The organism is Paractinoplanes tereljensis (assembly GCF_016862435.1).
Taxonomy (GTDB): Bacteria; Actinomycetota; Actinomycetes; order Mycobacteriales; family Micromonosporaceae; genus Actinoplanes; species Actinoplanes tereljensis.
Map to the genome: position 1 here is coordinate 96,137 of NZ_BOMY01000034.1, position 25,091 is coordinate 121,227.

Here is a 25,091-nt window from a genome sequence, read left to right on the forward strand (position 1 = left end):
CGTCCGTGACCACCGGCCTCATTGGTACGTCAGTGAGGGTGGGGTCGTCATCGGCCGTTCATCCGGGCTGTATCGACCTGCGGGCCTTCCGGTCGGCTGTTCACCCGACCGGGGGTCAGATCTCGAAGAACTCGCGCAGCGCTTCGGTCAGGCGGACCATGCTGGATCCGGTGATCATGCCGAGCCGTTCGGCACCGACCTCGGCGGGCAGCCGCCGCATCCGGTTGACTACCACCACGCCGGTGATCGGGTCCTGTTCACTGAGCGGAACCGCGTACGGCGGGAGTTCGGTGGCGCCCCGCTGTCGTACGATCGGGGCGCAGAAAGGTGCGGCGTTCTTCCGGTCGTTGTAACTGTCCGCGGACAGCACCAGCACCCGATAACGCAGGTCGGTGCGGTTGCCGATGGTCCAGATCTCGCCGCGCCGCATCTCAGCGCACCTCGCAGGGCATGTGCGACGCGGCTGGCGATGACATGCGCACGAGGGTACAGCCGCACGGATCTTCTGCGTCGCGCAGGCCGCGGCGCGCCGGAAACGCCTTTCCGGAGGTCGGGATCGAACCAAGATCGGCCCTGTCCCGTAGGTAAGAATGAGGGCGTTGCTCAGACTAAGGAAGGACGTCACTGATGTCGGAGAAGGCACAGATCGGGGTTACCGGTCTGGCGGTGATGGGGCGCAACCTGGCGCGCAACTTCGCTCGGCACGGCCACACCGTGGCCCTGCACAACCGCTCGTACGGCCGCACCAAGGAGCTCGTGGAGGAATTCGGCCACGAGGGGAAGTTCATCCCGTCGGAGAGCGCCGCTGACTTCGTGGCCAGCCTGGAGCGCCCTCGCCGGGTTGTGATCATGGTGAAGGCCGGTGGGCCGACCGACGCGGTGATCGACGAGTTCGCGCCGCTGCTCGAGCCGGGCGACATGCTGATCGACGCGGGCAACGCGCACTACCTGGACACCCGGCGGCGCGAGGCGGCGCTGAAGGCCAAGGGCCTGCACTTCGTCGGCGCCGGCGTCTCGGGTGGCGAGGAGGGCGCGCTGCACGGGCCGAGCATCATGCCGGGCGGCCCCAAGGAGTCGTACGACGCGCTGGGCCCGCTGCTGGAGGACATCGCGGCCAAGGTGGACGGGGAGCCGTGCTGCGTGCACGTCGGCCCGGACGGCGCCGGCCACTTCGTGAAGATGGTGCACAACGGCATCGAGTACGCCGACATGCAGCTCATCGCCGAGGCATATGACCTGCTCCGGCAGGTCGGCGGGCACGAGCCGGCCGAGATCGCGGCGATCTTCCAGGATTGGAACGAGGGCCGGCTGGGCTCCTACCTGATCGAGATCACCGCCGAGGTGCTCAAGCAGGTCGACGCTTCGACGGGCAAACCGTTCGTCGACATCGTGGTTGACCAGGCCGAGCAGAAAGGCACCGGCCGGTGGACCGTACAGGCGGCTCTGGATCTTGGGGTTCCGGTCTCCGGCATCGCCGAGTCGGTGTTCGCCCGCGCCCTGTCCGGTGGCCCGGACGTGCGCAAGGCCGCCGCCGACGCGGGCCTGCCCGGCCCTACTGCGGAAAAGACCCACGCCGGTGACCTGAAGGCTGACGTCGAGCAGGCGCTGTTCGCCTCCAAGATCGTGGCGTACGCGCAGGGCTTCCAGCAGATCCAGGCGGCCAGCAAGGAGTACGGCTGGGACATCGACCCGGGCGCGATGGCCAAGATCTGGCGGGCCGGCTGCATCATCCGGGCCAAGTTCCTGGACTTCATCAAGCAGGCGTACGACAAGCAGCCCGAGCTCGCGACGCTGCTTGTCGACGACTACTTCCTGGACGCCGTGAGCGGCGCGCAGGACGCCTGGCGGCGGGTCGCGGCGACGGCCGCCCAGCAGGGCATCCCGGCCCCGGGCTTCGCGTCGGCGCTGGCCTACTACGACGGTCTGCGGGCCAAGCGCCTGCCGGCCGCCCTGATCCAGGGTCAGCGTGACTTCTTCGGCGCGCACACGTACCACCGGGTCGACAAGGACGGCTCGTTCCACACCCTGTGGGCGACCGAAGACCGCAAGGAAGTCGACGCCTAGTACTTCGCTACGACGGGGTCGGCGGCCATGAGCATGCCGGCCTCGTCGGCAGGGAGGGGCTTCGCCATGAAGAAGCCCTGGCCCAGGCGGTAACCCATGTCGCGGAGGCGGTCGAGCTGGGCCTCGCTCTCGATGCCCTCGGCCACCGCCGACAGCCCGAGATACTCGGCGAGCTGGGCGACTGCCGCGGCCACCGCGAGCCGGCCCCGGTCCTCGCCGTCGGCGATGCCGTCGACGAACGACTTGTCGAGCTTCAGCACGTCGACCGGGAAGGCCCGCAGCAGCGAGAGCGACGACTGCCCGGTGCCGAAGTCGTCAAGCGCGAGCCGCACCCCCATCTCGTGCAGGGCCTGCAGCGTCTCGCGCACCTGCCGGCCGTCGGCCACCGACGACTCGGTGATCTCCACGACCAGGTTCGACGGCAGCAGCCCGAACTCGGCCAGCACCGACGCCACCTCGTCGACGAAGCCGGGCTCGCGCAGCTGGCGGACCGCCACGTTCACGTTGATCGCCTTGATCGCGCCGGCGCCGTGCTCGGCCTTCCAGACCGAGAGCTGACGCAGCGCCTCGCGCATCACCCACGCGCCGAGCGGCACGATCAGCCCGGAGCGCTCGGCGACCGGGATGAAGTCGCCCGGCGACACGAACCCGCGGACCGGGTGCTTCCAGCGCACCAGCGCCTCGGCGCCGTGCAGGCGGCCGGTGACGATGTCGAAGACCGGCTGGTACATCAGGAACAGCTCGTTGCGGATGATCGCGTTGTGCAGCTCGCTGCCGAGCCGGGCGTGGTTGACGACCTCCTGGCGCATCCGCGGCTCGAAACGCACCCAGGCGGCCTTGCCACCCTCCTTGGCGGCGTACATGGCGATGTCGGCGTTGCGCAGCACCTCGTCGGCGCTGTCCCCCGGGCCGGCCAGCGCCACCCCGATGCTGGCGTGCGCGAGCAGCCGCTCCTCACCGACCCGGAACGGCTCGGCCAGGGCCTGCTGGATGCGGGCGGCCGCGTCCTCGGCGACCGCGATCTCGTCGGCGTCGATCAGCACCGCGAACTCGTCGCCGCCCAGCCGGGCCGGCAGTTCGCGGACCGCGCTGGAGTTCCGCAGCCGCTGGGCGACCTGGTAGAGCAGCTGGTCGCCCAGCGCCGGGCCCATCGAGTCGTTGATCGTCTTGAAGTCGTCGATGTCGATCAGCAGCACGGTGACCGGGCGGTGCGCGCCGAGGCGCTCGGCCAGGGCTGCGCCGAACCGGGTGCGGTTGGCCAGCCCGGTCAGCGGGTCGGTCATGGCCAGCCGTTCCAGCTGGACCTGCTGGGTGCGGATGCCGTTGAGCAGGCGCTTGTTCTCGCGCAGGCCGAGCAACTGGCGGGCCACCACGCAGACCACGATCAGCACCGCGCCGACGATCACGGCTCGTTCCCGGCCGTCCATCTCCCGGGCCGACACCGAGATGACCATGCCGGCCGTGGCGACCACGCCGATCAGCGGGAGCATGTCCCACAGCGAGCGGTGCCGGCGGGTCGCGTCGGCGGGCGGATGGGCCAGCACGTGCTTCTGCCGGAACGCGGCCGCGGCGAAGGCCAGGGCGAGCAGCGGGCCGGTGAGCACCGACTGGACCAGGCGCGGGCCCTCGGAGCCGGCGATCAGCAGCACCGCGGTGGTGACCCCGATCATCGGGGCGACCGCGATCAGCCGCAGGGCGAGCGAGTCGACGGGAGCGTTCGGGACCACCGCGGCCTTGCCGATGATCACCAGCACCAGCAGGCTCAGCACGCCGACCGTGCCGGCCGCGGCCCGGGTGTCCAGGTCGGTGGCGTCCGGGGCGAAGCTGAGCACGACGTACCAAAAGATCAGGGTGCCGGCGACCGCGACGGTGACGCAGTCGAGCAGGGTGCGGGCCCAGCCCAGCGCGGAAGAGTCGCCCAGCGGCAGCCGGAACACGGCGACCACGACCCAGATGATGCCGAGCACGTTGGGGGCGGCGGCCACCAGGGACAGGCCGGCGTTGTTGTTGGAGAGCGCCAGCGAGATGCAGGAGCCGATCAGCAGCAGCCCCGCCGAGTGCGACAGGGCCCGCCAGAACGCGCGCACCGGCCGGGACACCCGGATGCTGGAGCCGATCTTCCAGCAGCTGTAGACCGCCGCGACCAGCGCAATCGGTCCGCCGAGGTAGCCCAGCGTCACACCAGACCCGGTGTGCAGCAGGAGCCACAGGCACACCGCGGCCGTGGCCACGCCCGCGACCAGCAGCGGGACCAGCCCGGCTGCGGCGCGGGACCGGCCTGCGGTCACCACGGGTTGTGTCATGAGCTCCCCTGGCTCCCGAGACGGTATCGCTGTTGCGGCATACCTGTCGGCCGGGAGCCGGGAGAGCTGAGAAGATCAGCCCTTCAACGCGGCGGAGACCACCCCGCGGGCTTCCTCCTGGATGCGGGCCAGGTGTTCGGGGCCCTGGAACGACTCGGCGTAGATCTTGTAGACGTCCTCGGTGCCGGACGGCCGGGCCGCGAACCAGCCGTTCTCGGTGACGACCTTGAGGCCGCCGATCGCGGCCCCGTTGCCGGGCGCGGTGGTCAGCACCGAGGTGATCTCCTCCCCGGCCAGTGAGGTCGCCGTGACCTGGGCCGGGGACAGCGCGGCCAGGATCGCTTTCTCCTCGCGGGTGGCGGGCGCGTCGATCCGGGCGTAGGCGGGTTCGCCGAACTTCCCGACCAGGTCCCGATAGTGCTCCGACGGCGTCCGGCCGGTCACCGCGATGATCTCCGAGGCGAGCAGGTCGAGGATCAGGCCGTCCTTGTCGGTGGTCCAGGCCGAGCCATCCCGGCGAAGGAACGAGGCGCCGGCGCTCTCCTCCCCGCCGAAACCGATCGAGCCGTCGAGCAGGCCGGGCACGAACCACTTGAACCCCACTGGCACCTCGTCCAGGTGCCGGCCCAGGTCACCGGCCACCCGGTCGATCATCGAGGAGGAGACCAGGGTCTTGCCGATGGCCGCACCGCCCGGCCAGTCCGGCCGGTGGGCGAACAGGTAGGAGATCGCCACGGCCAGGTAGTGGTTGGGGTTCATCAGCCCGGCGTCGGGGGTGACGATGCCGTGCCGGTCAGCGTCCGCGTCGTTGCCGGTGGCCAGCTGATACTTGTCCTTCTGGGCGATCAAAGAAGCCATCGCGTACGGCGAGGAGCAGTCCATCCGGATCTTGCCGTCCCAGTCCAGCGTCATGAAGCCGAACGTCGGGTCGACGTGCGGGTTCACCACCGTCAGGTCGAGGCCGTGCCGCTCGCCGATCGCACCCCAGTAGGCAACGCTGGCCCCGCCGAGCGGGTCGGCACCGATCCGCACCCCGGCCGACCGGATCGCCTCCAGGTCGATCACCTCGGGCAGCGCGGAGACATATCCGTCGAGGAAGTCATAGCCGGTGACCTGCGCCGACGTGCGGGCCCGGGTGGCCGGCACCCGGCGTACCTCCTTGAGGCCGGCCGCGATGATCGCGTTGGCCCGGTCCTGGATCCACTTGGTGGCGTCGGTGTCGGCCGGCCCGCCGTTCGGCGGGTTGTACTTGAAGCCGCCGTCGGCGGGCGGGTTGTGCGAGGGGGTGACCACCACGCCGTCGGCGAGCCCGCTGGTGCGGCCGCGGTTGTGCGCGAGGATCGCCCGGGACACCGCCGGGGTCGGGGTGTACCCGTCCCGGCTGTCGATAAGCGTGGTCACGTCGTTGGCCGCGAACACCTCGAGCGCGGTGATCATCGCGGGTTCGCTGAGCGCGTGCGTGTCGCGGCCCAGGAACAGCGGCCCGTCGGTGCCCTGTGCCTTGCGGTACTCGACGATCGCCTGGCTGGTGGCGGCGATGTGGTCCTCGTTGAACGCGGTCTTCAGCGACGAGCCGCGGTGCCCGGAGGTGCCGAACGCGACCCGCTCGCCGACCACGGCCGGATCGGGGTGCTCGGTGTAGTACCGGGAGATCACCCGCGGAACGTCGATCAGGTCGCTGGGTGCGGCGGGCTTACCGGCGCGGGGATCAACGGACATGAGGGGCCTCCTTCAGTACAGGTAACCTGCCCGGAGCCTATCGATACCCCGTATCAGGTGAACCTTTCACCTCCGGCATCCGAACTATCTGACGTGATGAAAGGGCGGACGTGACAAGAGCAGTGCGCGCGCTGGCGGCCGTACTGATCGCCCTCGGAATTTTTGTCCTGCCCGCGAGCCCGGCCAGTGCGCACGCCGCGCTGATCGGCTCGATCCCGGCGCCGGGCAGCATCGTCGGCTCCTCCCCCACCGAGATCGTGGTGACCTTCAGCGAGGGCATCACCCCGGTGACCGGCCGGGTGCAGGTGCTCGACCCGGACGGCCGGCGCATCTCCGGCACCCCGACGGTCTCCGGGACAACGCTGCGCATTCCGGTCGGCAAGGCCGGCCAGCCACTCGGCACGTACCTGGTCAGTTACCGGGTGATCTCGGCCGACAGCCATCCGGTCGGCGGGGCGATCACCTTCTCGGTCGGCGCGCCGTCGGCAACGCCGCCGGAGGCCGGCCCGGCCGAAACCCACCGGTCGGTCACCCTCGCGACGCCGGTCACGCGCTTCCTGGGGTACGCCGGTCTCACGCTCGCCGTGGGCCCGGCCCTGTTCCTGGCGCTGCTCTGGCCGCGCCGCCGTTCCCGGACCGGTGCGACCCGCACCGTCTACGCCGGCCTGGTGCTGGTCGGGGTGGCCACGCTCGGCTCGCTCTGGACCCAGGCGCCGGCCAGCAGCGGGGCCGCCCTGTGGGACGTCCGACCGGCCGAGCTCGGCCAGGTGCTCACCAGCTCCTACGGCCTCACCTTGATCGCCCGCCTCGCCGCCCTCGCCATCGCGGCCGCGCTGCTCCCGGCCGTGCTGCGCGGTGGCGCGTCCCGAATCAAGGGGCTCACACTCCTTGCGGTCGCCCTGGGCGGGATGGTCACCTGGCCGCTCACCGGGCACGCCGCCGCCTCGCCGCTGGCCGCCGCGGTCGTCGCGTCCGACGTCGTGCACATCGCGGCGATGGCGGTCTGGCTCGGCGGCCTGATCACCCTCACCGTCTTCCTGCTGCGCCGCACCCACCCGCGCGTTCTCGGCGTGATCCTGCCGGTCTGGTCGCGGTGGGCCGCACTGGCCGTGGTCTGGCTGGTCGGTGGCGGGGCCGTGCAGGCGGTGGTGCAGGTCGGCACGGTGCGGGCGCTGTGGGAGACCGACTACGGCCGGTTGCTGCTGGCCAAGGTCGGCGTCCTGGCCGCCACCCTCGCTGTCGCGGCGTACGCCCGCAGGCTTGTCAATCGCCGGCAGGTGCCGGCCTCCGGGGCCGGCGCGATGCGCCGCACCGTCGGCATCGAGGTCGCCGCCACCGTGGTGATCCTCGGTCTGTCGGCCGTGCTGGTGCAGGTCAACCCGGGGCGCAGCGCCACCGTCGACGAGGGCGCGGTGCGCGAGGACGGGGTCTCCCAGACGCTGACCTGCCCGCTCTACACGCTGCAGTTCAACATCTTCCCGACCCAGGTCGGCGACAACAACACGATCCACGCGTTCGTCTACACCCCGGCCGGCGCCCCGCTGCCGGCCGACGAGTGGACCGTCACCTCCCAGCTGCTCGGCCGGGACCTGGAACCGGTCACCGAACCGCTGCTCCCGCTGGTGCCCCGGCACCACGCGGCCGGCGCGATCACCTTCCCGTACCCCGGCCAGTACGAGATCAAGTTCACCGTCCGCATCGGCGAACTGAACCAGGCCACCGTCAAAACCACGATCGACGTTCCGGCGGACACCGCGAAGAGGTGACTTTCGGTCACGTTCTGGGCAGGTAGAGGGCCTCACCCCGTCCCAGGAGGTTCCGGTCGTGCACGTATCCGTGGTCGGTAACCAAGACGATTCCGTGGTGGTGACGGTCCGCGGGCACCTCGACGTGGACAACGCCACCGTTCTCACCACCACCCTCGAGCAGGTGCTCGACCGCCCGGCGCCGCGCGTGGTGGTGGACCTGTCCGGCGTCGAGTTCTGCGACTCGATCGGCCTGAGCACGTTCGTGGTCGGCCACAACCGGGCCGTCGCGGACGGCGGCTGGCTGCGGCTGGCCAGCCCGCCGGAGTTCCTCGAGCACCTGCTCGACACGGTCGGCCTGGCCCAGCGGCTGGGCGTCTACGCCACCGTCGGCGACGCCCTCATGGGCCGCCAGGAGCTATAGCTCGCGGACCACCACGTCGAGCTGCCGAACCTTGCCTGGCTGCTCCTCGACCGTGTACTTGAGATCACGCAGCGTGCCGACCACCTCGTCGATCGAGGCCGGCGCGGCCGCCGACTCAGCCAGCGCGCGCACGATCCGGCCCTTGGTGGCCTTGTTGAAGTGACTGACCACGGACCGTTTCGGCACCCCGCCGACAATCCGCTCGTGCAGCACCCGCACGGTCGCCGCCTCGCCGGCCGGCTGCCACATGGCGCCATAGGCGCCGGAGCGAAGATCCAGGACCGGGCCGTCCGCCGCCGCCGGGTCGAGCGCGGGCTTGAGGTGCTTCTTCCAGTACGGCGTGAGCCCACCGACGGTCGGCAGGCTGACGCCGACCGAGCACCGGTAGGCCGGAATCCGGTCGCCCAGCCGCACCGCGCCCCAGAGTCCGGAGAAGACCACCGCCGACTCGCCCAGCCAAGACTGCGCAGCCGGCGGGAGGGTGGGCGCGTCCAGCGCCTCGTACAGCACGCCGGTGTAGACCTCGATCGCCGGCGCGGCGGGCGCCTCGGCCAGCACCGCGTTGCGGGCGATCTCGTCCCGCTGCCCCTCGCTGAGCCCGAGAACCTTGAGCGAGTCGGCCACCGACCGGGCGCTGCTGCGCCGGCACATCGCGACCAGGCGGTTGAACACCCGCTGCCGGGCCCCGGCCAGCCCCGGAAGCCACAGCTGAGCGTGGTCGACCGGGGAGCCTTCAGTCGCGGGTGTCTTGCCTTCGGAGGGCGGGAGCAGGATCAGCACGCCGAGAGATTACTGGGCGGCTTTTACTGGGCCGCCAGGATGTCGACCACGAAGCGCAGGTCACCCTTGCCCGGGTAGGCGAGCGCCTCGGGGATGTCGAGCTGGATCCGGCTGCCCACCTTCTGGCCGAGGACGCCCTGGTCCCAGCCCTGGATGACGGCGCCGACGCCGATCTGGGTGCTGAACGGCTCGCCCCGCGACCAGGACGAGTCCATCACCTCACCGGTGGTGTAGGCGATCAGCTTGTAGTTGGCGGTGACGGTCTGGCCCTTGGCGACGGCCGGCCCGGTGCCCGGCACCAGCACGGTCACCACCAGCTTGGTCAGCTTGCCCTGGCCCGCCTTGACGTCCGGCTCCTTGCTCAGCGCGGCCGGGGTGTTCACGCCCGCCGCGGACGGCTGGGCGGCGGCCGGCGCCTCCGCGGTCGGCGCTTCTGCCGTCGGCTGGGCGGCCTCGGACGGCTGGGACGCGGCGGGGGCGGAGCCGGCCACCGGCGTCTTGTCGTCGTTCTTGTCGTTGTTCCGGACCACGAAGAAGACCACGGCCAGGACGATGACGATCGCCACCCCCGTGAGGGCGCCGGCGACGGCCTGCCCGCGACGCTTGGCCGACTCCCCGGAGCTGGTGGGCCGCACGGTCTGGGTGCTCATATGCTGTCGACTCTCCTGTAACGGGCTCGGGCGGAAACTTCCGACACGGTACCCGTAGCGGTGACGGAGCCCTCACCAAACCTCCACCGAACCGCCGATGTGGGTGATCGGCCATCCGGTTCGTCACTCAAATCGTTCTTCACCGTCACTGATCGAAATGAGATTGTTTACGCGCTACAACGTGAGAACGCTTTCACGGCCGGGCGGGGCCGTCAGACGACCAGGGGAGGGTCCGTTTGCCGTCGACCGGTTCTGGTCGCCAACCCGCGCGCCGCCGCGGTCCGCATCGCCGGACCGCTTTCATCGGATTCCGCCGCGCCGCGGAGTCGCCGCAGGATTCCACTCGCGACCGGTACGGGTGGAACGAGATCATGTCCTCGGCCTCGGTGATCCTGGCCGGCGTGATCGTGGTGGTCGGCTTCGGCTTCATCGCCAGCCGCATCATCAACGGCAGCGGCGACAACAATCCACTGCCCGACCCGCCGCCGACCGCCGCGCTCGGTGGCATCGAGCTGCCCTCCGGCAGTCCCGGTCCGATCCCGATCGGCAGCCCGTCACCGTCGCTCTCGCCGAGCCCGACGCCGACTCCCACGCCGACCACCACCAAGCCGAGCCCGAAGCCCACCACCAAACCGCCGTTCCAGGGCAGCATCCAGATCGACGCCGGGTCGGTGCCGTCGACCGTGGACCTGACCGCCGAGGGCACCGACGACTGGGTGCACTGGGGCGAGGACGGCACTTTCTCGCTGGAACGCGACAAAAACGGAAATTTCAAGATCTTGGAGGGTACGCCGACCGCGCCCCGGTTTCGGCATGCGTTGAGTGCGCAGTTCTTCCGGTGGACCGGCGGCGACCCGGTCGACCACAGTGACGGCACCACCACCGGCATCCGCACCTGCGGCGCCGGCAACGGCTTCACGGTGAGCGCACCCGCGTCGGCCACGACGAAGGTGCTCCGCCTGTACGTCGGCATCATCAGCGCGAAGGGAGAGTTGCGGGCCTCGCTGTCGGCCGGTTCCGCGACCGCGTCGCGCTCGGTCGAACAGCGGGACGGTACCTTCCGGACGCTGGTTTACACGGTCACCTACCGGGCACCGGCAGCGACCAGGATCAACTTCAGTTGGAACACCGCGCAGGCGTTTGGGGACGGCTGCGGCGGGGTGGCGCTCGAAGCGGCCACCCTGCGCTGATGCACATCTGTTACACGCGCAAATAAGGGGATTTCGTGTTCGCGGGCTGGGGATCGTGGGTTGCCCGCTTCCGGTGGCCGGTGCTGTCCGTCGCGCTCGTCGCGGTGATCAGCGCCGGTGTCTGGGGGCTGGGTCTTTTCTCGGAGCTGACCGAGGGCGGCTACACCGACCCGAACAGCGAATCCTCGCAGGCCGCGGATGCGATAACCGGCGCGTTCGGCGCGCAGGGCGGCGACCTGGTCGTCATCTACACGCCGGCCGCCGGCAAGATCGACGACGCGGCGCTCGGCAAGGCGGTCAAGGACTCGCTGGCCAAGCTGCCCAAGTCGGCGGTCAGCGCGTCGAGCTCGTACTGGTCGACGAAGTCCGCCAGCTACGCCGCGAAGGACAAGTCCAGCGCCATCGCGCTGGTCACTCTGGCCGGCAGTGACGACTCGGCCAAGCTCGACGCCTACCGGGAGATCGACGACCAGTTCGCCGTGAGTGGCGCCAAGGTGCAGCTCTCCGGGGCCACCGTGCTCGCCGACGCGTCCTCCACCCGCTCCACCGAAGATCTCGGCAAGGCCGAGGCGATCAGCGTGCCGATCACCCTGATCCTGCTGGTGCTGATCTTCGGCTCGCTGGTCGCCGCGTCGCTGCCGGTGCTGGTCGGCGGGGCGGCCGTGCTCGGCTCGCTGGGCATCCTGCACGCGGTGGCCGGGTTCCACGACGTCAACTCGTTCGCCGTCAACGTGGCCAGCCTGCTCGGCCTCGGCATGGCCATCGACTACGGCCTGTTCATGGTGGGCCGATTCCGGGAAGAGCAGGCCGATGGCCGTACGCCGGCCGAAGCGGTGGCCCGGACCGTCGGCACCGCCGGGCGCACCGTGGTCTTCTCCGCCACCCTGCTGATGATCGCCCTGGCCGGCCTGCTGCTGTTCCCGCAGGGCTTCCTCAAGTCCCTCGCCTACGGCGGCCTGGCCTCGGTGTTCCTGGCCGCGGTGCTGTCGCTGACCCTGCTGCCCGCGCTGCTCGCCGTGCTCGGCCCGCGGGTCGACAAGCTCCCGGTGCGCCTGCCCGGCCGCAAGAACGCGGCCGAGGCCGACCCGGACGCGTCGGCCTGGGCCCGGCTGGCCCGGTTCGTGCTGCGCCGCCCGCTGCTGGTGGCCATCCCGATCCTGGCCGTGCTGTTCCTGCTGGCCTCGCCGATCCGGCACGTGCACTTCGGCGAGAACGACGAGCGCCAGCTGCCGGCCGGCGATCCGTCCCGGGTGGCCATCGAGACCCTGAAGGCCGACTACCCGCAGTTCACCGGCGACAGCGTGGACATCGTGCTGCGCAACGCGCCGGACACCGCCGGGTTCGCGGTGCAGCTGCGGCAGGTGCCCGGCATCGCCCAGCTCGGCGTCCCGCGCAAGGCCGACGGGGTCGCGGTGTTCACCGCCACCCTGACGGCCAAGGACGCGTTCAGCAACGAGGCCCGCGACGTCGTCGACGCGATCCGCGCCATCCCCGTGCCGGCCGGGGCGTCGCTGCTGGTCGGCGGCACCACCGCTCGCAACGTGGACAGCCTCGAGGCCACCGCCGACCGCTTGCCGCTGATGGTCGGGCTGCTGGTCGGCGCCACCCTGCTGCTGATGTTCCTGGCCTTCGGCTCGATCCTGCTGCCGATCAAGGCGGTGCTGATGAGCGCGATCAGCCTCAGCGCCACCTTCGGCGCGCTGGTCTGGATCTTCCAGGAGGGCCACGGCTCCGGCCTGCTCGACGTCACCCCCGCGCCGTTGGAAGTCGGCATCGTCGTACTGATGGCGGCCGTGGTCTTCGGTCTGTCCACCGACTACGAGGTCTTCCTGCTGTCCCGGATGGTCGAGGCCCGCACCCGCGGCGCCACCACCGACGAGGCCGTCACCACCGGCCTGGCCCGCACCGGCCGGGTGATCAGCGCGGCCGCCCTGCTGCTCATCGTGGTCACCGGCGCCTTCGCGATGTCCTCGGTCACCACCATGCGCTTCGTCGGCGTCGGCATGATCATCGCGCTGCTCCTGGACGCCACGATCGTGCGGATGCTGCTGGTGCCCGCGGTCCTGCGCCTGCTGGGCGACGCGGCCTGGTGGGCCCCCGGCCCGCTGCGGCGCCTGCAGGAACGCGCCGGCCTGGCCGAGTACGAGGTGGCGGCCCCCGGCCGGCACGCGGCCCCCGACGAGACCCAGGTGCTCACCTACCACTCCGACTTCACCCTGGCCCTGCCCCCGGCCGCCGACGACCTGGCCGGCCGGGCGCTGCCGGCCCCCGCGAAGCCGTTCGCCCTCCCGGCCGGCCCCGCGAGCGACGAGACCCAGGTGATCGCCCGCTTCGAGGACACCCAGGTGCTGAGCCTGCCGGCCGCTCCCGAGGCGCGCGTGGTGGCCGACGAGGAGCCGGTGGACGCGGAGATCGTCGACTCCGGCCTGTTCTTCGCCCAGCCGGAACTGCCGCAACTGCCGGAGTTCGACCCCGCGGTCGCCGCGACCCGCCTGGCCGAGCTGTCCGGCTTCCTGCCGGCCGTCCCCCGCTACGAGCCCCCCGCACCCCGCCCGAAGTCCGACGACGCGTTCTTCTTCGGCGCGCCGCAGTCCCCCCTGGCCCTGCCGGCCGGCCTGTCCCGCTACGACACCCCCCGGGAGAACGACCGCCCCCCGATCTCGGTCCCGGTAGTCCCCGGCATGTCCCTCCCGGTCCCCGACCCGGAACCGTCCGACGCCCCCGAGCCCTCGGACGACGCCGCCTACGCCGCCCCGGACGCCAACACCGGCGACGCGGAGACCCCGGACAAGGACAACACCCCGACCACAACGCCTGCCTTCGGCCGGGACAACGACGACGCCCCAGCGGCGACGACCGCTCCCACCTGGCACCAGGACGCACCCCCGGCGACAACGTCTACCTCCGGCTGGGACAACGACGACGCCCAGGCGGCAGCGACCGCTCCCAACTGGCACCAGGACGACGCCCCGGCCGGAGTGACCGATCCCGCCCGGGACAAGGAGGGCGAACCGGAACTGGTCACCGCCTCGGGCTGGGACCACGACGACGCCTCGGCGACGGCGACCGCTCCGACCTGGGACCAGGAAGACGCCGCGACCGTTTCCGCCTGGGACCAGGGAGACGACGCGACGACCACTCCTGCCCGGGATCAGCGGGACGCCCCCGCGACGGCTGCCTCCGCCTGGGACCAGGCAGACGCTCTTCCGGCGGCGGCCGGTCCCGACTGGGACCAGGCAGACGCTTCGGAGGCGGTCGCCGACTCCGGCCGGGAGCACGACGACCTGCGGGAGCCGGCCACGGATTCCGCCCTGGACCAGGACGACGTCCCGGCGCCGGCCACCGCCTCCGGGTCCGGCCGGGAGACCGCTGCCGTGTCCGGCTCTTCGGCCGGCCGGGCCGAGGCGCCCGAGTCGATCGCGGTGGAGGACGACCCCGTCGAGGAGGCCGTCGCCGAGGAGGAGGTCCTTGCTCCGGCGGCGGTCCACCCGGTCGAGGACGAGCCGGATGCGCCGGACAGGGGCGAACCGCCGCTTGGTGAGGAGTTCTACGCGCGTGCGGCCGCGACCCTGTTCGGGCCGGATCCGGTCACGCCGGATTACGCGTACGCGCCGTCGGCCTTCGCCGAGACCGTCGACCTCGCGCCCCGGATCGGTTCGGGCCGGCCGGCCACGCTGGCCGACCAGCCGCCGGCCCGCCGCTCACCGAATCGGCCGACCGACCTCGGGACCTACACAAAGGACGGGCTGACGGCGCCGCGCCGTCCCGCTACGCTCGGCGATCAGCCGCTCCCCCGGCGGCCCGTCCCCTCCTTCCCGGAGCCAGAGCCCATGACCGAGACCGAACCGCAGCCGTCCCCCGCGGCCGAGCCGGTGTCGCGCCGCCCGGCCGACCTAGCCGACCACCTGCGGGAGTCCCGACCCGCCGACCTGAGCGACTACACCGCGGGCCGAGTCCCGCGTATGCGCCGCCCCGTCGACGAAACGCCCCCAGCCGCCCCGAACGACGGCGCTTTCTCCACCGCCCCCGACGGCAACGAGGGCGCCTTCCCCTCCCCGTCGGACGGCAACGACGGGACCTCCCCGCCCGACGGCAACGACCGCACCTTCCCCGCCGCGGCGGACGGCAACGACGGCGCCTTCCCAGCCGCGACAGACGGCCCGAAGCGGCCCGCTACGCTCGCCGACCACATGTCGGCGCGCAGGGCGGACGAGGCAGGCCCAACCCGCGACCTCCGCGAGCACGTCGAATAGCCCAGTCGCACCGCGCCCAGTCGCACCGCGCCCAGTCGCGCCGCGCCCAGTCGCGCCGCGCCCAGTCGCGCCGCGCCCAGTCGCACCGCGATCTTGTGGAGCCCCTGTCCTGAGCGATCAGGAGTTCCACAAGATCGCGCCCCACCCGCCGCGCCACGCCTCGCTGCACCGCGCCCCCGCCGCGCTGCAGGCCGCCGTCCTGCGATCTTGTGGAACTCCTGCCCGGAGCGATCGGCAACTCCACAAGATCGCGACCGCACCCGCCGCGCCACGCCCCGCTGCGCCGCGCCCCGCTGCACCGCGCCCCCGCCGCGCTGCAGGCCGCCGTGCTGCGATCTTGTGGAACTCCTGCCCGGAACGATCAGGAACTCCACAAGATCGCGGCCTCATCCACCGCGCCGCACCCCGCTGCACCGCGCCCTTGTGGAACTCCTGCCCGGAGCGATCGGGAACTCCACAAGATCGCGGCCCCACCCACCGCGCCACGCCCGGTTGCACCGCGCCCCGCCGTGCTGCGCACCGCCGTGCTGCGACCTTGTGAAACTCCTGCCCGGAGTGAACGGGAACTCCACAAGATCGCGCGGGTGGGCGCCAACGCGCACGGTCAGCGCCAACGCCTCCGGCGACCGCTCACGCCTCCGGCGAGCGCCTTCGCTTTCGGCGAGCGCCTACGCTTTCGGTGGACGGTGGCGGGTGAGGACCTTCTGGTAGCGGTTGTCCAGGTCGTTGTGGACGCGGCGGTCTCGCGCCAGATCCAGCAGCGTGTAAAGGATCGATCCCTTTCGGCGGGACTCCAGGTCGTCGGTCAGGGCGCTGCGGAGGCGGCTGAAGATCTCCATCATCTCGGTGTAGTCGTCGTCGCCGACCTGGTCGGGACCGGTGCCGTCGATCGCGGTCAGGCTCTTCTGCACGTACTCGTAGCGTCGCCTGGCCTTGGCCGACATCAGCATGCCGCCGTCGCCGTAGTACCAGGTTCGCAGCGTCGTCTGCAGGGTGCGGATGTTGTCGAGAGTCGGCTCCTGGCGGGGCCAGCGGGAGAACAGCGCCGACGCCTCCCAGACGCCCCGGTAGTGCTCGAGGCGCCGGCTCCACAGGTCCTCGTAGGCCTTCGCCCGCCGGTCCAGGGCGTATTTGAGCGCCGACCCGAGCACGCCGGCCGCCAGGCCGATCAGCGCGGCCCACACCTGCGGTGACCATCCCATCGCCGCAGTGTCGGGCAGCGGCCGGAAGTTGTCAGGCAGATCTTGGTCAGCCGAAGGTCAACGGAAAGGTCAGCGGAAGACCAGGCCGCCGCCGACCTCGATCACCTGGCCGGTCAGGGCACCGGCCCCGTCCGAGACGAGCAGCCGGACGGTGGCCACCAGGTCCTCGGGGACCAGCGACCGCGGGATGGCCTGGGTGGCGACCAGCGGGGCGTGCGCCTCGACATCGTGGCCGGCCGCCAGCTCGGCCTCGCCCTCGGTGCGGATCGCGCCCGGTGACAGGGCGTTGACCGTGATGCCGAGCGGGCCGAGGCTGCGGGCCAGCGACCGGGTCAGCCCGATCAGCGCGGCCTTGCTGGCCACGTAGGACGGGCCGGACGGGCCACCCATCCGCACCGTCGGCGAGACGACGTTGACGATCCGCCCCCAGCCGCGCGCGGCCATACCCGCACTCAGGTCCTGGGCCAGCAGCATCGGCGCGGTGACGTTGACCGCGAACGTCTCCGCCCACTCCCCCAGCGGCAGCGAGCCGAACGGCACGTTCGACGCCCGGGCCGCGTTGTTGATCAGCACGTCGACCTCGCCGGCCTGCGCGGCGAGATCGCTGACCGAGTTGGCGTCGGCCAGGTTGGCGTCCAGCAACTCGGCCTGGGCGCCCAGGTCACGGCACAGACCGGCGACCGTCTCGGCCTCGGCGGCGGCGTCCAGGTGGTGCAGCAGCAGCGTGTTGCCGGGGCGGGCCAGCCCGACGGCGATGGCCGCGCCGATTCCGCGCCGGGCACCGGTGATCAAGATCCGCTGGCTCATGGATTCACACTATGCCGGTCACCAGGCCGGGCAAGGTTCCGGCCACCCGGGTGTCGCCGCGCATCCCGACGGTCTTCATTCGTAGTCATCGATTGCTTGAGAATCCGGCCATCCCGACGTACCCCGCGAATCGCCCGGCCTTAACGCGGCGCCCGCAGCGTCATCGCCATGCCCATGCTGCATCGACGCACGTTTCTCCTCGGCGGCGCAGCCGCCGCCGGAGCCCTCGTCCTGCCCACCCGCATGGCCTCCGCCGCCGCTCCCTACCCGTTCCAGCTCGGCCTCGCGTCCGGCGAGCCGGACGCGAACAGCGTGGTCCTCTGGACCCGCCTCGCGCCGGCCCCGCTGAACGCCGACGGGCAGGGCGGCATGCCGTCAACCGACATCGCCGTCGACTGGCAGATCTCCGCCTCCGAGACGTTCAGTTCGGTGGTCACCGGCGGCACGGTGACCGCACGCTACGCCGACAGCCACGCCGTGCACGTGGTCGCCGGTGGCCTGAATCCGGACGCCGACTACTACTACCGGTTCCGGGCGCAGGGGCATCTCTCCCCGGTCGGCCGCACCCGCACCGCCCCGGCGACCGGCACCTTCGGCCGGGACCTGACCATGGCGTTCGCGTCCTGCGCGCACTACGAGTCGGGGTATTTCACCGCCTATCGGCGGATGGCCGAGGACCGGCCCGATCTGATCCTCCATCTCGGCGATTACATCTACGAGTACGGGGCGACGGCCGGCGCCGTGCGGCAGCACGCGGGAGCGTCCGAGATCGTGTCGCTGGCCGATTACCGCCGCCGGTACGCGCAGTACAAGGCTGACCCGGACCTGCAGGCCGCGCACGCGATCGCGCCCTGGCTGGTGGTGCCGGACGACCACGAGGTGGAGAACAACTACGCCACCGACACCCGGGCCGACAGCGTCCCGGCGCTGACCGCGGCGCAGTGGACGGCCCGGCGCAACGCCGCCTACCGGGCCTACTACGAGAACATGCCGTTGCGGCCCGAGCAGGCCCCGGCCGGGAACGGCATCCCGCTGTACCGGCGGGTCCGCTGGGGGAAGCTGGCCACCTTCCACATGCTCGACACCCGGCAGTTCCGCGACGACCAGGCCTGCGGCGACGGCATGCAGGTCTGCGCGGCGGCCGACACCGCGTCCCGCACGATCACCGGCGCGGCCCAGGAGGCGTGGCTGCTCGACGGGCTCGGCCAGCAGCTCGGCACCTGGGACATCCTCGGCCAGCAGGTGTTCTTCGCCAAGAACTACGACGCGAGCGGGCGGGCCAACATGGACGCCTGGGACGGTTACCGCGCCTCCCGGTCGCGCATCCAGCAGGGCTGGACCGACCGCGGCGTACGCAACCCGGTGGTGCTGACCGGCGACGTGCACACGGCCTGGGCCTGCGACCTCAAGGCCGACTACACGAGCTCGTCGTCGGCAACGATCGGCACCGAGCTGGTGTGCACGTCGATCGCGTCCGGCGGGGACGGCTCGGCGACCACCACGCTGCCCAACCCGGCCACCAACCCGCACATCAAGCTCTACTCCGAGCGCCGCGGCTACACCCGCACGGTGATCAGCCAGCAGCAGATGCGGGCCGATTTCCGGATCGTTCCGAAGATCACCGAGCACGGCGCCGCGGTCAGCACCCAGAAGTCCTTCGTCATCGCCGAGGGCCGCCCCGGCCTGCAGGCCCTCTAGGAGGTCGTCGTCATGCAGGCACTCGCACTTCTGCTGGCCGCCTCCTCGGTCACCTGGACCACCGCCAACAGCAACGCCACCGGCGACCAGTCCGGCTCGGCGGTGGCCGCGAACCGCTCGGGCGGTGTCGCCGTCGTCTGGGAGGACGCCCCCGCCGGGGACGGGCACTCCGACATCTGGCTTCGCTTTTATCAGAACAGCACTTCGGCGTACGAGGTGAAGCTGTCACCGGGCGGCTGGAAACACGTCACTCCCGATGTCGGCCTGGACGACCGGGGCAACGCGGTCGTGGTGTGGGCCGACGACCCGGACGGCAACGGGTCCTACAACGTGGCCTACCGGGTGGTGTCGCCGACCGGCACGGTAACCGCCTCCGGCTGGGCCAACGCGAGCGCCGACGGCAACCAGATCCGGCCCAAGGTGGCGGTCGACCCGGACGGCATCCCGAACACCGGGGCGGTCGGGTTCACCACGGTCTGGGAGGACATCCAGCCGACGACGGTGACCGTGCGGGCGGCGGGTTTCAACGGCGCCAAGGCGTACGAGAAGCAGGCGAGCCAGACCGCCGGCACCCACCATCACCCGGATGTGGCGGTCGGCGCGGCCGGCGACGCCACGATCGTCTGGGAGGAGGATGCCGACGCCAACGCGTACTACAACATCGGCCTCACCCGGCTGGCCCGCACCACCGGATCGGTGCTGCTCAGCCTGCGGATCGCCAACCTGAACGGCGGCGGGCAGCAGACCCGGCCGGCGATCGCGCCGAATGCCAACGGCGACTTCGCGGTGGCCTGGGAGTCCGACCACACCGGGACCAAGGGGGTGTGGGAGCGGTCGTTCGCGGCCGACGGCACCGCCCGGCACACCGAGGTCGAGGCGTCCACCGGCACCGGCGCCACGGTCCCCGGAATCGGCCTCGACGACCAGGGCCGGGTCACCGCCGGGTGGACCGTCTCGGCGGCGGACGTGCGGGTCCGGGGCTTCAACCCGGACGGTACGACCACCGGGCGGCTGCCCGACTCGCCGCTGGCCTGGACCGCGACCGGGAAGCAGGACCAGCTCGCGGTGGCGGTGTCGCCGTGGAACGAGGTCGCCGTCGCCTACACCGACGACAGTGACGGCAACGGCTCCGATCAGGTGCTGCTCGGGACCGGTGCGACGAACGACGACGGAGGGTGGGAGCCCCTGGGCTGAGCCCGGGACTCCCCCGCCGTCAGGCCTGGCGTTCCTTGGCCATGTAGTCGGCGTACCAGACCGGCCACTCCGCATCGGGCTGGCCGGTCTCCTCCTCGTGCTTGCCGTGCGCGGCGGCCGCGTCCCGCAGGGCGCTCTCCAGGTCGCGGGCGTTGCGGTAGACGACCTCCTCGACCCGGCCGGGCAGCCGGGTGGTGACCTCCTGCAGCACGTACTCGTTGCCGTCCGGGTCGGCGAAGGTCAGGAACGAGCCGTAGGACGGGCGGCCCGGGGCGAGGCCCGGCACCCGGTTCTTGGTGCCGGCGTGGTGGAAGACGCCACCGGCGTCGTGGAAGATCTCGCTCGGCTCGACCCCCTTGGCGATCAGCTCGGCCCGGGCCGCCTCGATGTCGTCGACCACGAACTGCAGGCCGCGCACCGAGCCCGGGGCCGCGTCGGTGACCTCGGAGTTACCGAGCAGGATCGACGCGGTCGAACCGGGCGGGGTGAAGTGCACGAGCCGGAAACCGTCCGCGCCGCTGTAGTCGATGTCCTCCCGGAATCCCAGGTTGAGGTAGAAGGCCTTGGCCCGGTCGAGGTCGCTGACCGGCACCACAATGACCTCGAGCTTGAAGTCCACCATCGTTCCTCCAGTTGTCTGCTGGAGAAACCTTCGCGCACCGGCCCCCGGCGTCGCCCCAGGGACAGTCCCTAGTCAGATCCCTAGCGAGTTGAACAGGTAGAGCCAGATCTCGCTGCGCGTCGGGAACGACGGGATGGCGTGCCTGAGCCTGCGCAGCGGCACCTCACCGACGATGGCGATCGTCGCGGCCTGCAGGAAGTCGGCCACCTCCGAACCGGTGAAGGTGGCGCCGACCAGCACACCCCGGGCCTCGTCGACCACGAACCGGCAGGTCCCGGCGCCGCCACCGGTGAACGAGCCACCCGCGTTGGCCTCGGTGCCGATGTCGACAATGCGTACCTTCAGACCGGCCTTCTCGGCGCCGGCGGCGGTGTAGCCGACCGCGGCGACCTGCGGCTCGGTGAAGATCACCCGTGGCGAGCCGGGTCCGTCGGCCAGGTGCTGCTCGACCATGTCCTGACCGAGGAGGTCGGCGGCGGCGATGGCGGCCTGGTACTTCGCCATGTGGGTGAACAGGGCGCGCCCGTTGAGGTCGCCGATCACGTACAGCCAGTCCTGGCCGGGCACCCGCATCCGGTCGTCCACCCGTACATAACCGTCGGTGTTGATTTTCAAAGATTCCAAACCCAGACCCGACGACTGCGGCGTACGCCCCGCGGCGACAAGCACCTGGTCGGCCGTGACCGTGGAACCGTCGGCCAGGACGACGCTGACCTGGTCGCCGTCGCGGCGCACCGACTTCGCGGTCTGGCCGGTGCGGATGTCCACGCCCTGCGCGGCCAGCGACTCGGTGACCTGCACGCAGGCGAACTCCTCCTCCCGGGACAGCAGCCGGTGCTCGCCCTCGACCAGGGTCACCCGGGTGCCGAACGAGGCGTACGCCTGGGTCATCTCGGCCCCCACCACACCGCCGCCGATCACGATCAGCGACGCCGGGATCTCCTTGGCCGTAGTGGCCTCCCGGTTGGTCCACGGATTGGCCGCGGCCAGCCCGTCGATGTCCGGGATCGTCGGCCGGGTGCCGCCGGCCAGGATCACGCCCTTGGTGGCCACCAGCACCTCGTCGCCGACCACCACCCGCTTCTCGCCGTCGAGCCGGCCCCAGCCGCGGAACAGCTTCACCCCACGCTCGATCAGCCACGGCACCTGGCCGCTGTCGTCCAGGTTGTTGATGATCTCGTCCCGGTGCCGCAGCACGGCCGCCACGTCGAGCGGGCCGGTGACCGCCTCGCGGACCCCCGGCACCCGGCGCGCCTCGGTGAGCAGGGCCCCCGGGCGCAGCAGCGACTTCGACGGCATGCACGCGTAGTAGGAGCACTCGCCGCCGACCAGGTCGGCCTCGACGATCGCCACCGACAGTCCCGCCTCGGCGAGCCGGCCCGCCGCGACCTCCCCGCCCGGGCCCGCCCCGACGACCACCACATCAAAAGTCTGCATCCCACGATGATCGCCGGTTCTGCCGCCCGGCGGGAACTTAGGGTGAGTTCATGCCCGTTTTGAGCACCGTGAGAACGCGCACCGCGGTGCGGACGGCGGCCCGCCTGTCGGCCGAGACGCTGCTGATCCTGCTGATGACCGCGGTGACGCTGTGGATCCTGGGCGAGATGTGGTCGGTGGTGTGGCCGCTCACGGTCGCCCTGCTGATCACCACCCTGACCTGGCCGCCGGTCCGCTTCCTGCGCCGGCACGGCTGGCCGCCCGCACTGGCCGCGGCCACCGTGATGGTGGCGTTCCTGCTGCTGGCCGGCGGCATCCTGGTCGGCATCGCGGTGCCGGTGGCGGCCCAGTCCGACGAACTCGCCGACGGCGTGGTGGACGGCATCCAGCAGCTGCGCGACTGGGCGGCCGGCCCGCCGCTGAACATCGGCGACGACCAGATCACCTCGGCCATCGACACCGCCGTCGCGAAACTGCAGAGCTCGATCGGCGACATCGCGAACGCCGCCGTCACCGGGGTCGGCACGATCGTGAACGCGGTGGTCGTGATCGTGCTGGCGCTGTTCCTGATGTTCTTCTTCCTCAAGGACGGCCCGAAGTTCCTGCCCTGGCTGACCGGCCAGGTGCCCGGCCGGCTGTCCCAGGACCTGCCCGAGCTGGCCGGGCGGGCCTGGAACACGCTCGGCGCGTTCGTCCGCTCGCAGGCGTTCGTCGGCCTGCTGGACGCGGTGTTCATCGGCCTGGGGCTGTGGATCGTCGGGGTGCCGCTGGTGCTGCCGCTGGCCGTGCTCACCTTCGTGACCGCGTTCGTCCCGATCGTCGGCGCCCTGTTCGCGGGCTTTGTAGCCGTACTCATCGCCCTGGTCTTCAAGGGTTTGACCTCGGCCTTGATCGTGCTGGGCATCATCGTGCTGGTCCAGCAGCTGGAGGGCAACGTCTTCCAGCCGATGGTGCAGAGCCGCGGCCTGGGCCTGCACGCGGCCGTGGTGCTGCTGGCCGTGACCCTGGGCGGCAGCCTGGCCGGCATCGTCGGCAGCCTGCTTGCCGTGCCGGTGGCCGCGGTGCTGGCCGCCTGCTGGAACTACATCCGCGAGCAGCTGAGCGACCCTGACCCTGCGCCCGAACCTGTGGAATCGCTGGCAAAGCCGAAACCCGCCACCTGACCCACCGATTCTCACCGTTGCGCGGGGCGATCGACGCCCCGCGGAACGGAGCAGAAGCGATGGCCACGATCAGCGCGGTGAACACCGCCGCGAGCACCTACCCCACCCGCCTCACCAAACCGGACCGCCAGGACCCGATCGCCAAGGTGGCGGCGGTGCTGGGCCTGGACGCCGACGAGCTGAAGGACCGCCTGAAGGACGGCGCCACCCTGAACGACGTGGCCGAGGACCAGGGCGTCACCAAGGACGAGTTGATCGCCGCGATCAAACGGGGCCTGCCCGCCGACGACGCCGAGAAGCCGGCCGGCGCGCCGCCACCGTCTCCCCCGCCCGGCGGCCCGAAGGGCGAGAACGCCGCCCTCCAGGACCCGGCCAAGCTGGGCCAGCTGTCCCAGCTGCTGCAGATGGACTCGTCCGAGGTGACCGGCCAGGCCACCAGCGCAGCCGGCCTGGTCTCCCTGCTGAAGAGCAAGGGCGTCGACCTGACCCAGCTGCGCTCCGTACTGAAGAGCGGCGACCTGTTCGACATAGCCGCCTGAAGCCCGCCCGATCCGGCAGCAGCCGGATCGGGCGCAGGAAGTATGTGGTCATGTTCAACCACGAGCCGGACGGCTACCGATGTCCCTTCTGCCGGCTTGTCGCCGGCGGCGAAGACGAACGACGAGTCAACACGCAGCACGACATCGTGCGGCGCGACGAGCTGGCTACCGCGTTCATCGCCCCGCTGACCAGACCCGGCGGACGACTAGCCCCAGCCCCACCAGGAGCAGCGCGGCCTCGAGGGCGGCCGACCCATTGGCCCGCGACACGGTTTCCGCGGGCAGGTACGAGGTGACTTTGAGGTCGAAGACCAAGGCGGAGTCCGAGTCGGCGAGCCACCTGTCCACGGCGAAGCGATCCGCGGTACTGAGCGCAATGGGCTCATCCACCATCCACCTGCTCACCGTCGGGACACGGTGGTCGCGGCATACCATGTCCATTTCGCCGAGAATCGCCAGTGCGCGGATTCTGATCAACGTGATCCCCGATTCGAGAAACCCGGTAACAGCCGCCCGCAGACGGTCGCAGCCCGCTCGCTGGGCAAACGAACGCATGTCGTCGAACAGTTTCACGCGGTTGGCCGTGGCCACGAACTGCCGCAAGCTGCCGTCCATCTCGGGCTCCGGATGTGCCGCAGTGGTGACGAGCAATGCTCCGGCGGGCACGGCGCACTGCGTACGCGTATGCGTCGAGACGCACACCAGGACGGGTGCGTCCGCGGTTCGCATCGGTACGCCGGCAGCCGCGCCGAGCAGACCGGCCGAGAGCGCGAACCCGGGCAGCAGAGCGACCCCGACCTGGCGCCGTCGTTGGCGGGACGTCAATGACGTACCGCTGGTGACCTTGATCGTGCCGATGACCGCGATCGGCAGCAGCACGGCCGCCAGCACCGCCGGCAGGATCGCCGCCGGGCCGGAGGCCGGGCCGAAGGCGGCCGGCCAGCCGTAGCCACCGTTACGCTGGTCAACCACAGCGGCAGCTGTCATGAGGGAGGCCAGGCCGCCCAGCCCGGCCAGCTGCGGCTCGGCCAAGCCCGGAAGCGGGCTCAGGGGCCGCCCGCCCCACGAAACGACGTGGCCGACCAACGCGGCGATGGCCAGCGTGCCGATGTACGGCACGACCTCACGGCGCTGCAGGAGTTGTGCGAACTGAACCAGCGTGGCCGCCAGGAACAGCCACAACCATCGAGAGACCGGCACCCACGCGGTCATCCCGGAAGTACGTCCACCGCCCGGCCAAGGCGCGAGCCGCCGTAGCCTTGCACCGTCATCGCCCAATTATCACCCGATCTGCCGTCGTA

General features: G+C 71.3%; 19 protein-coding genes. 9 read left to right on the forward strand and 10 right to left on the reverse strand.

Annotation, left to right across the window (positions count from 1 at the left end):
• Positions 1 to 115: 115 nt before the first annotated feature.
• Complete coding sequence (locus tag Ate02nite_RS25575; protein WP_203809858.1) at positions 116 to 430, reverse strand: type II toxin-antitoxin system PemK/MazF family toxin; 315 nt, start codon at positions 428 to 430, stop codon at positions 116 to 118.
• Positions 431 to 627: 197 nt separating this feature from the next.
• Between Ate02nite_RS25575 and gnd the strand changes: the two genes are divergently transcribed.
• Entirely contained in the window at positions 628 to 2,064 is a 1,437-nt protein-coding gene (gnd, locus tag Ate02nite_RS25580) for an NADP-dependent phosphogluconate dehydrogenase (RefSeq protein WP_203809860.1), read from the forward strand.
• Here the strand turns inward: gnd and Ate02nite_RS25585 are convergent.
• Both Ate02nite_RS25585 and pgm read right to left on the reverse strand, forming a co-directional pair.
• Positions 2,061 to 4,367, reverse strand: coding sequence for a putative bifunctional diguanylate cyclase/phosphodiesterase (locus Ate02nite_RS25585; protein WP_203809862.1), 2,307 nt, complete (start codon positions 4,365 to 4,367; stop codon positions 2,061 to 2,063). The two genes, gnd and Ate02nite_RS25585, sit on opposite strands and share 4 nt — an antisense overlap.
• A gap of 75 nt (positions 4,368 to 4,442) precedes the next feature.
• A complete protein-coding gene (gene pgm / locus Ate02nite_RS25590; RefSeq protein ID WP_203809864.1) occupies positions 4,443 to 6,086 on the reverse strand; it encodes a phosphoglucomutase (alpha-D-glucose-1,6-bisphosphate-dependent) in 1,644 nt (547 codons plus the stop codon).
• A gap of 110 nt (positions 6,087 to 6,196) precedes the next feature.
• Between pgm and Ate02nite_RS25595 the strand changes: the two genes are divergently transcribed.
• Entirely contained in the window at positions 6,197 to 7,852 is a 1,656-nt protein-coding gene (locus tag Ate02nite_RS25595) for a copper resistance CopC/CopD family protein (RefSeq protein ID WP_203809866.1), read from the forward strand.
• A gap of 58 nt (positions 7,853 to 7,910) precedes the next feature.
• Positions 7,911 to 8,255: an STAS domain-containing protein gene (locus Ate02nite_RS25600; RefSeq protein ID WP_203809868.1), complete on the forward strand. Its 345-nt coding sequence runs from the start codon at positions 7,911 to 7,913 to the stop codon at positions 8,253 to 8,255.
• On the opposite strand, the gene yaaA is transcribed toward Ate02nite_RS25600, so the two are convergent.
• Together yaaA and Ate02nite_RS25610 are read right to left on the reverse strand one after the other, a co-directional pair.
• Positions 8,250 to 9,035, reverse strand: a complete 786-nt coding sequence (gene yaaA, locus Ate02nite_RS25605; RefSeq protein ID WP_203809870.1) for a peroxide stress protein YaaA — start codon at positions 9,033 to 9,035, stop codon at positions 8,250 to 8,252. The two genes, Ate02nite_RS25600 and yaaA, sit on opposite strands and share 6 nt — an antisense overlap.
• A 23-nt stretch (positions 9,036 to 9,058) precedes the next feature.
• Positions 9,059 to 9,685, reverse strand: coding sequence for an FKBP-type peptidyl-prolyl cis-trans isomerase (locus tag Ate02nite_RS25610; protein WP_203809872.1), 627 nt, complete (start codon positions 9,683 to 9,685; stop codon positions 9,059 to 9,061).
• A 371-nt stretch (positions 9,686 to 10,056) separates the two neighbouring features.
• Here Ate02nite_RS25610 and Ate02nite_RS25615 point away from each other — a divergent pair, with 371 nt between their 5' ends.
• Together Ate02nite_RS25615 and Ate02nite_RS49510 are read left to right on the forward strand one after the other, a co-directional pair.
• Complete coding sequence (locus Ate02nite_RS25615) at positions 10,057 to 10,875, forward strand: hypothetical protein (RefSeq protein ID WP_203809874.1); 819 nt, start codon at positions 10,057 to 10,059, stop codon at positions 10,873 to 10,875.
• A gap of 35 nt (positions 10,876 to 10,910) precedes the next feature.
• Positions 10,911 to 15,128 (forward strand): MMPL family transporter, encoded by a 4,218-nt coding sequence (locus Ate02nite_RS49510; protein ID WP_275422961.1) that lies wholly within the window; start codon positions 10,911 to 10,913, stop codon positions 15,126 to 15,128.
• A gap of 668 nt (positions 15,129 to 15,796) precedes the next feature.
• Here Ate02nite_RS49510 and Ate02nite_RS25625 read toward each other — a convergent pair.
• Positions 15,797 to 16,330: a hypothetical protein gene (locus tag Ate02nite_RS25625; protein WP_203809876.1), complete on the reverse strand. Its 534-nt coding sequence runs from the start codon at positions 16,328 to 16,330 to the stop codon at positions 15,797 to 15,799.
• Positions 16,331 to 16,399: 69 nt separating this feature from the next.
• Positions 16,400 to 17,137 (reverse strand): SDR family NAD(P)-dependent oxidoreductase, encoded by a 738-nt coding sequence (locus tag Ate02nite_RS25630; protein ID WP_203809878.1) that lies wholly within the window; start codon positions 17,135 to 17,137, stop codon positions 16,400 to 16,402.
• Positions 17,138 to 17,305: 168 nt separating this feature from the next.
• Between Ate02nite_RS25630 and Ate02nite_RS25635 the strand changes: the two genes are divergently transcribed.
• Together Ate02nite_RS25635 and Ate02nite_RS25640 are read left to right on the forward strand one after the other, a co-directional pair.
• A complete protein-coding gene (locus Ate02nite_RS25635) occupies positions 17,306 to 18,835 on the forward strand; it encodes an alkaline phosphatase D family protein (protein ID WP_203809880.1) in 1,530 nt (509 codons plus the stop codon).
• Between the two features lie 12 nt (positions 18,836 to 18,847).
• Positions 18,848 to 20,029 (forward strand): hypothetical protein, encoded by a 1,182-nt coding sequence (locus tag Ate02nite_RS25640; protein ID WP_203809882.1) that lies wholly within the window; start codon positions 18,848 to 18,850, stop codon positions 20,027 to 20,029.
• A gap of 19 nt (positions 20,030 to 20,048) precedes the next feature.
• On the opposite strand, the gene Ate02nite_RS25645 is transcribed toward Ate02nite_RS25640, so the two are convergent.
• Both Ate02nite_RS25645 and Ate02nite_RS25650 read right to left on the reverse strand, forming a co-directional pair.
• Entirely contained in the window at positions 20,049 to 20,651 is a 603-nt protein-coding gene (locus Ate02nite_RS25645) for a VOC family protein (protein WP_203809884.1), read from the reverse strand.
• Between the two features lie 72 nt (positions 20,652 to 20,723).
• On the reverse strand, positions 20,724 to 22,088 hold the full coding sequence (locus Ate02nite_RS25650) for a dihydrolipoyl dehydrogenase family protein (RefSeq protein WP_203809886.1): 1,365 nt from the start codon (positions 22,086 to 22,088) through the stop codon (positions 20,724 to 20,726).
• A gap of 50 nt (positions 22,089 to 22,138) precedes the next feature.
• Here Ate02nite_RS25650 and Ate02nite_RS25655 point away from each other — a divergent pair, with 50 nt between their 5' ends.
• Together Ate02nite_RS25655 and Ate02nite_RS25660 are read left to right on the forward strand one after the other, a co-directional pair.
• Positions 22,139 to 23,251 (forward strand): AI-2E family transporter, encoded by a 1,113-nt coding sequence (locus Ate02nite_RS25655; RefSeq protein ID WP_203809888.1) that lies wholly within the window; start codon positions 22,139 to 22,141, stop codon positions 23,249 to 23,251.
• Positions 23,252 to 23,310: 59 nt separating this feature from the next.
• Positions 23,311 to 23,790: a hypothetical protein gene (locus tag Ate02nite_RS25660; protein ID WP_203809890.1), complete on the forward strand. Its 480-nt coding sequence runs from the start codon at positions 23,311 to 23,313 to the stop codon at positions 23,788 to 23,790.
• Positions 23,791 to 23,964: 174 nt separating this feature from the next.
• Here the strand turns inward: Ate02nite_RS25660 and Ate02nite_RS25665 are convergent, their stop codons facing one another.
• Positions 23,965 to 25,002 carry a hypothetical protein gene (locus Ate02nite_RS25665; protein WP_203809892.1) on the reverse strand — a complete coding sequence of 346 codons (1,038 nt, stop codon included), beginning with the start codon at positions 25,000 to 25,002 and terminating at the stop codon, positions 23,965 to 23,967.
• Positions 25,003 to 25,091: the final 89 nt, after the last annotated feature.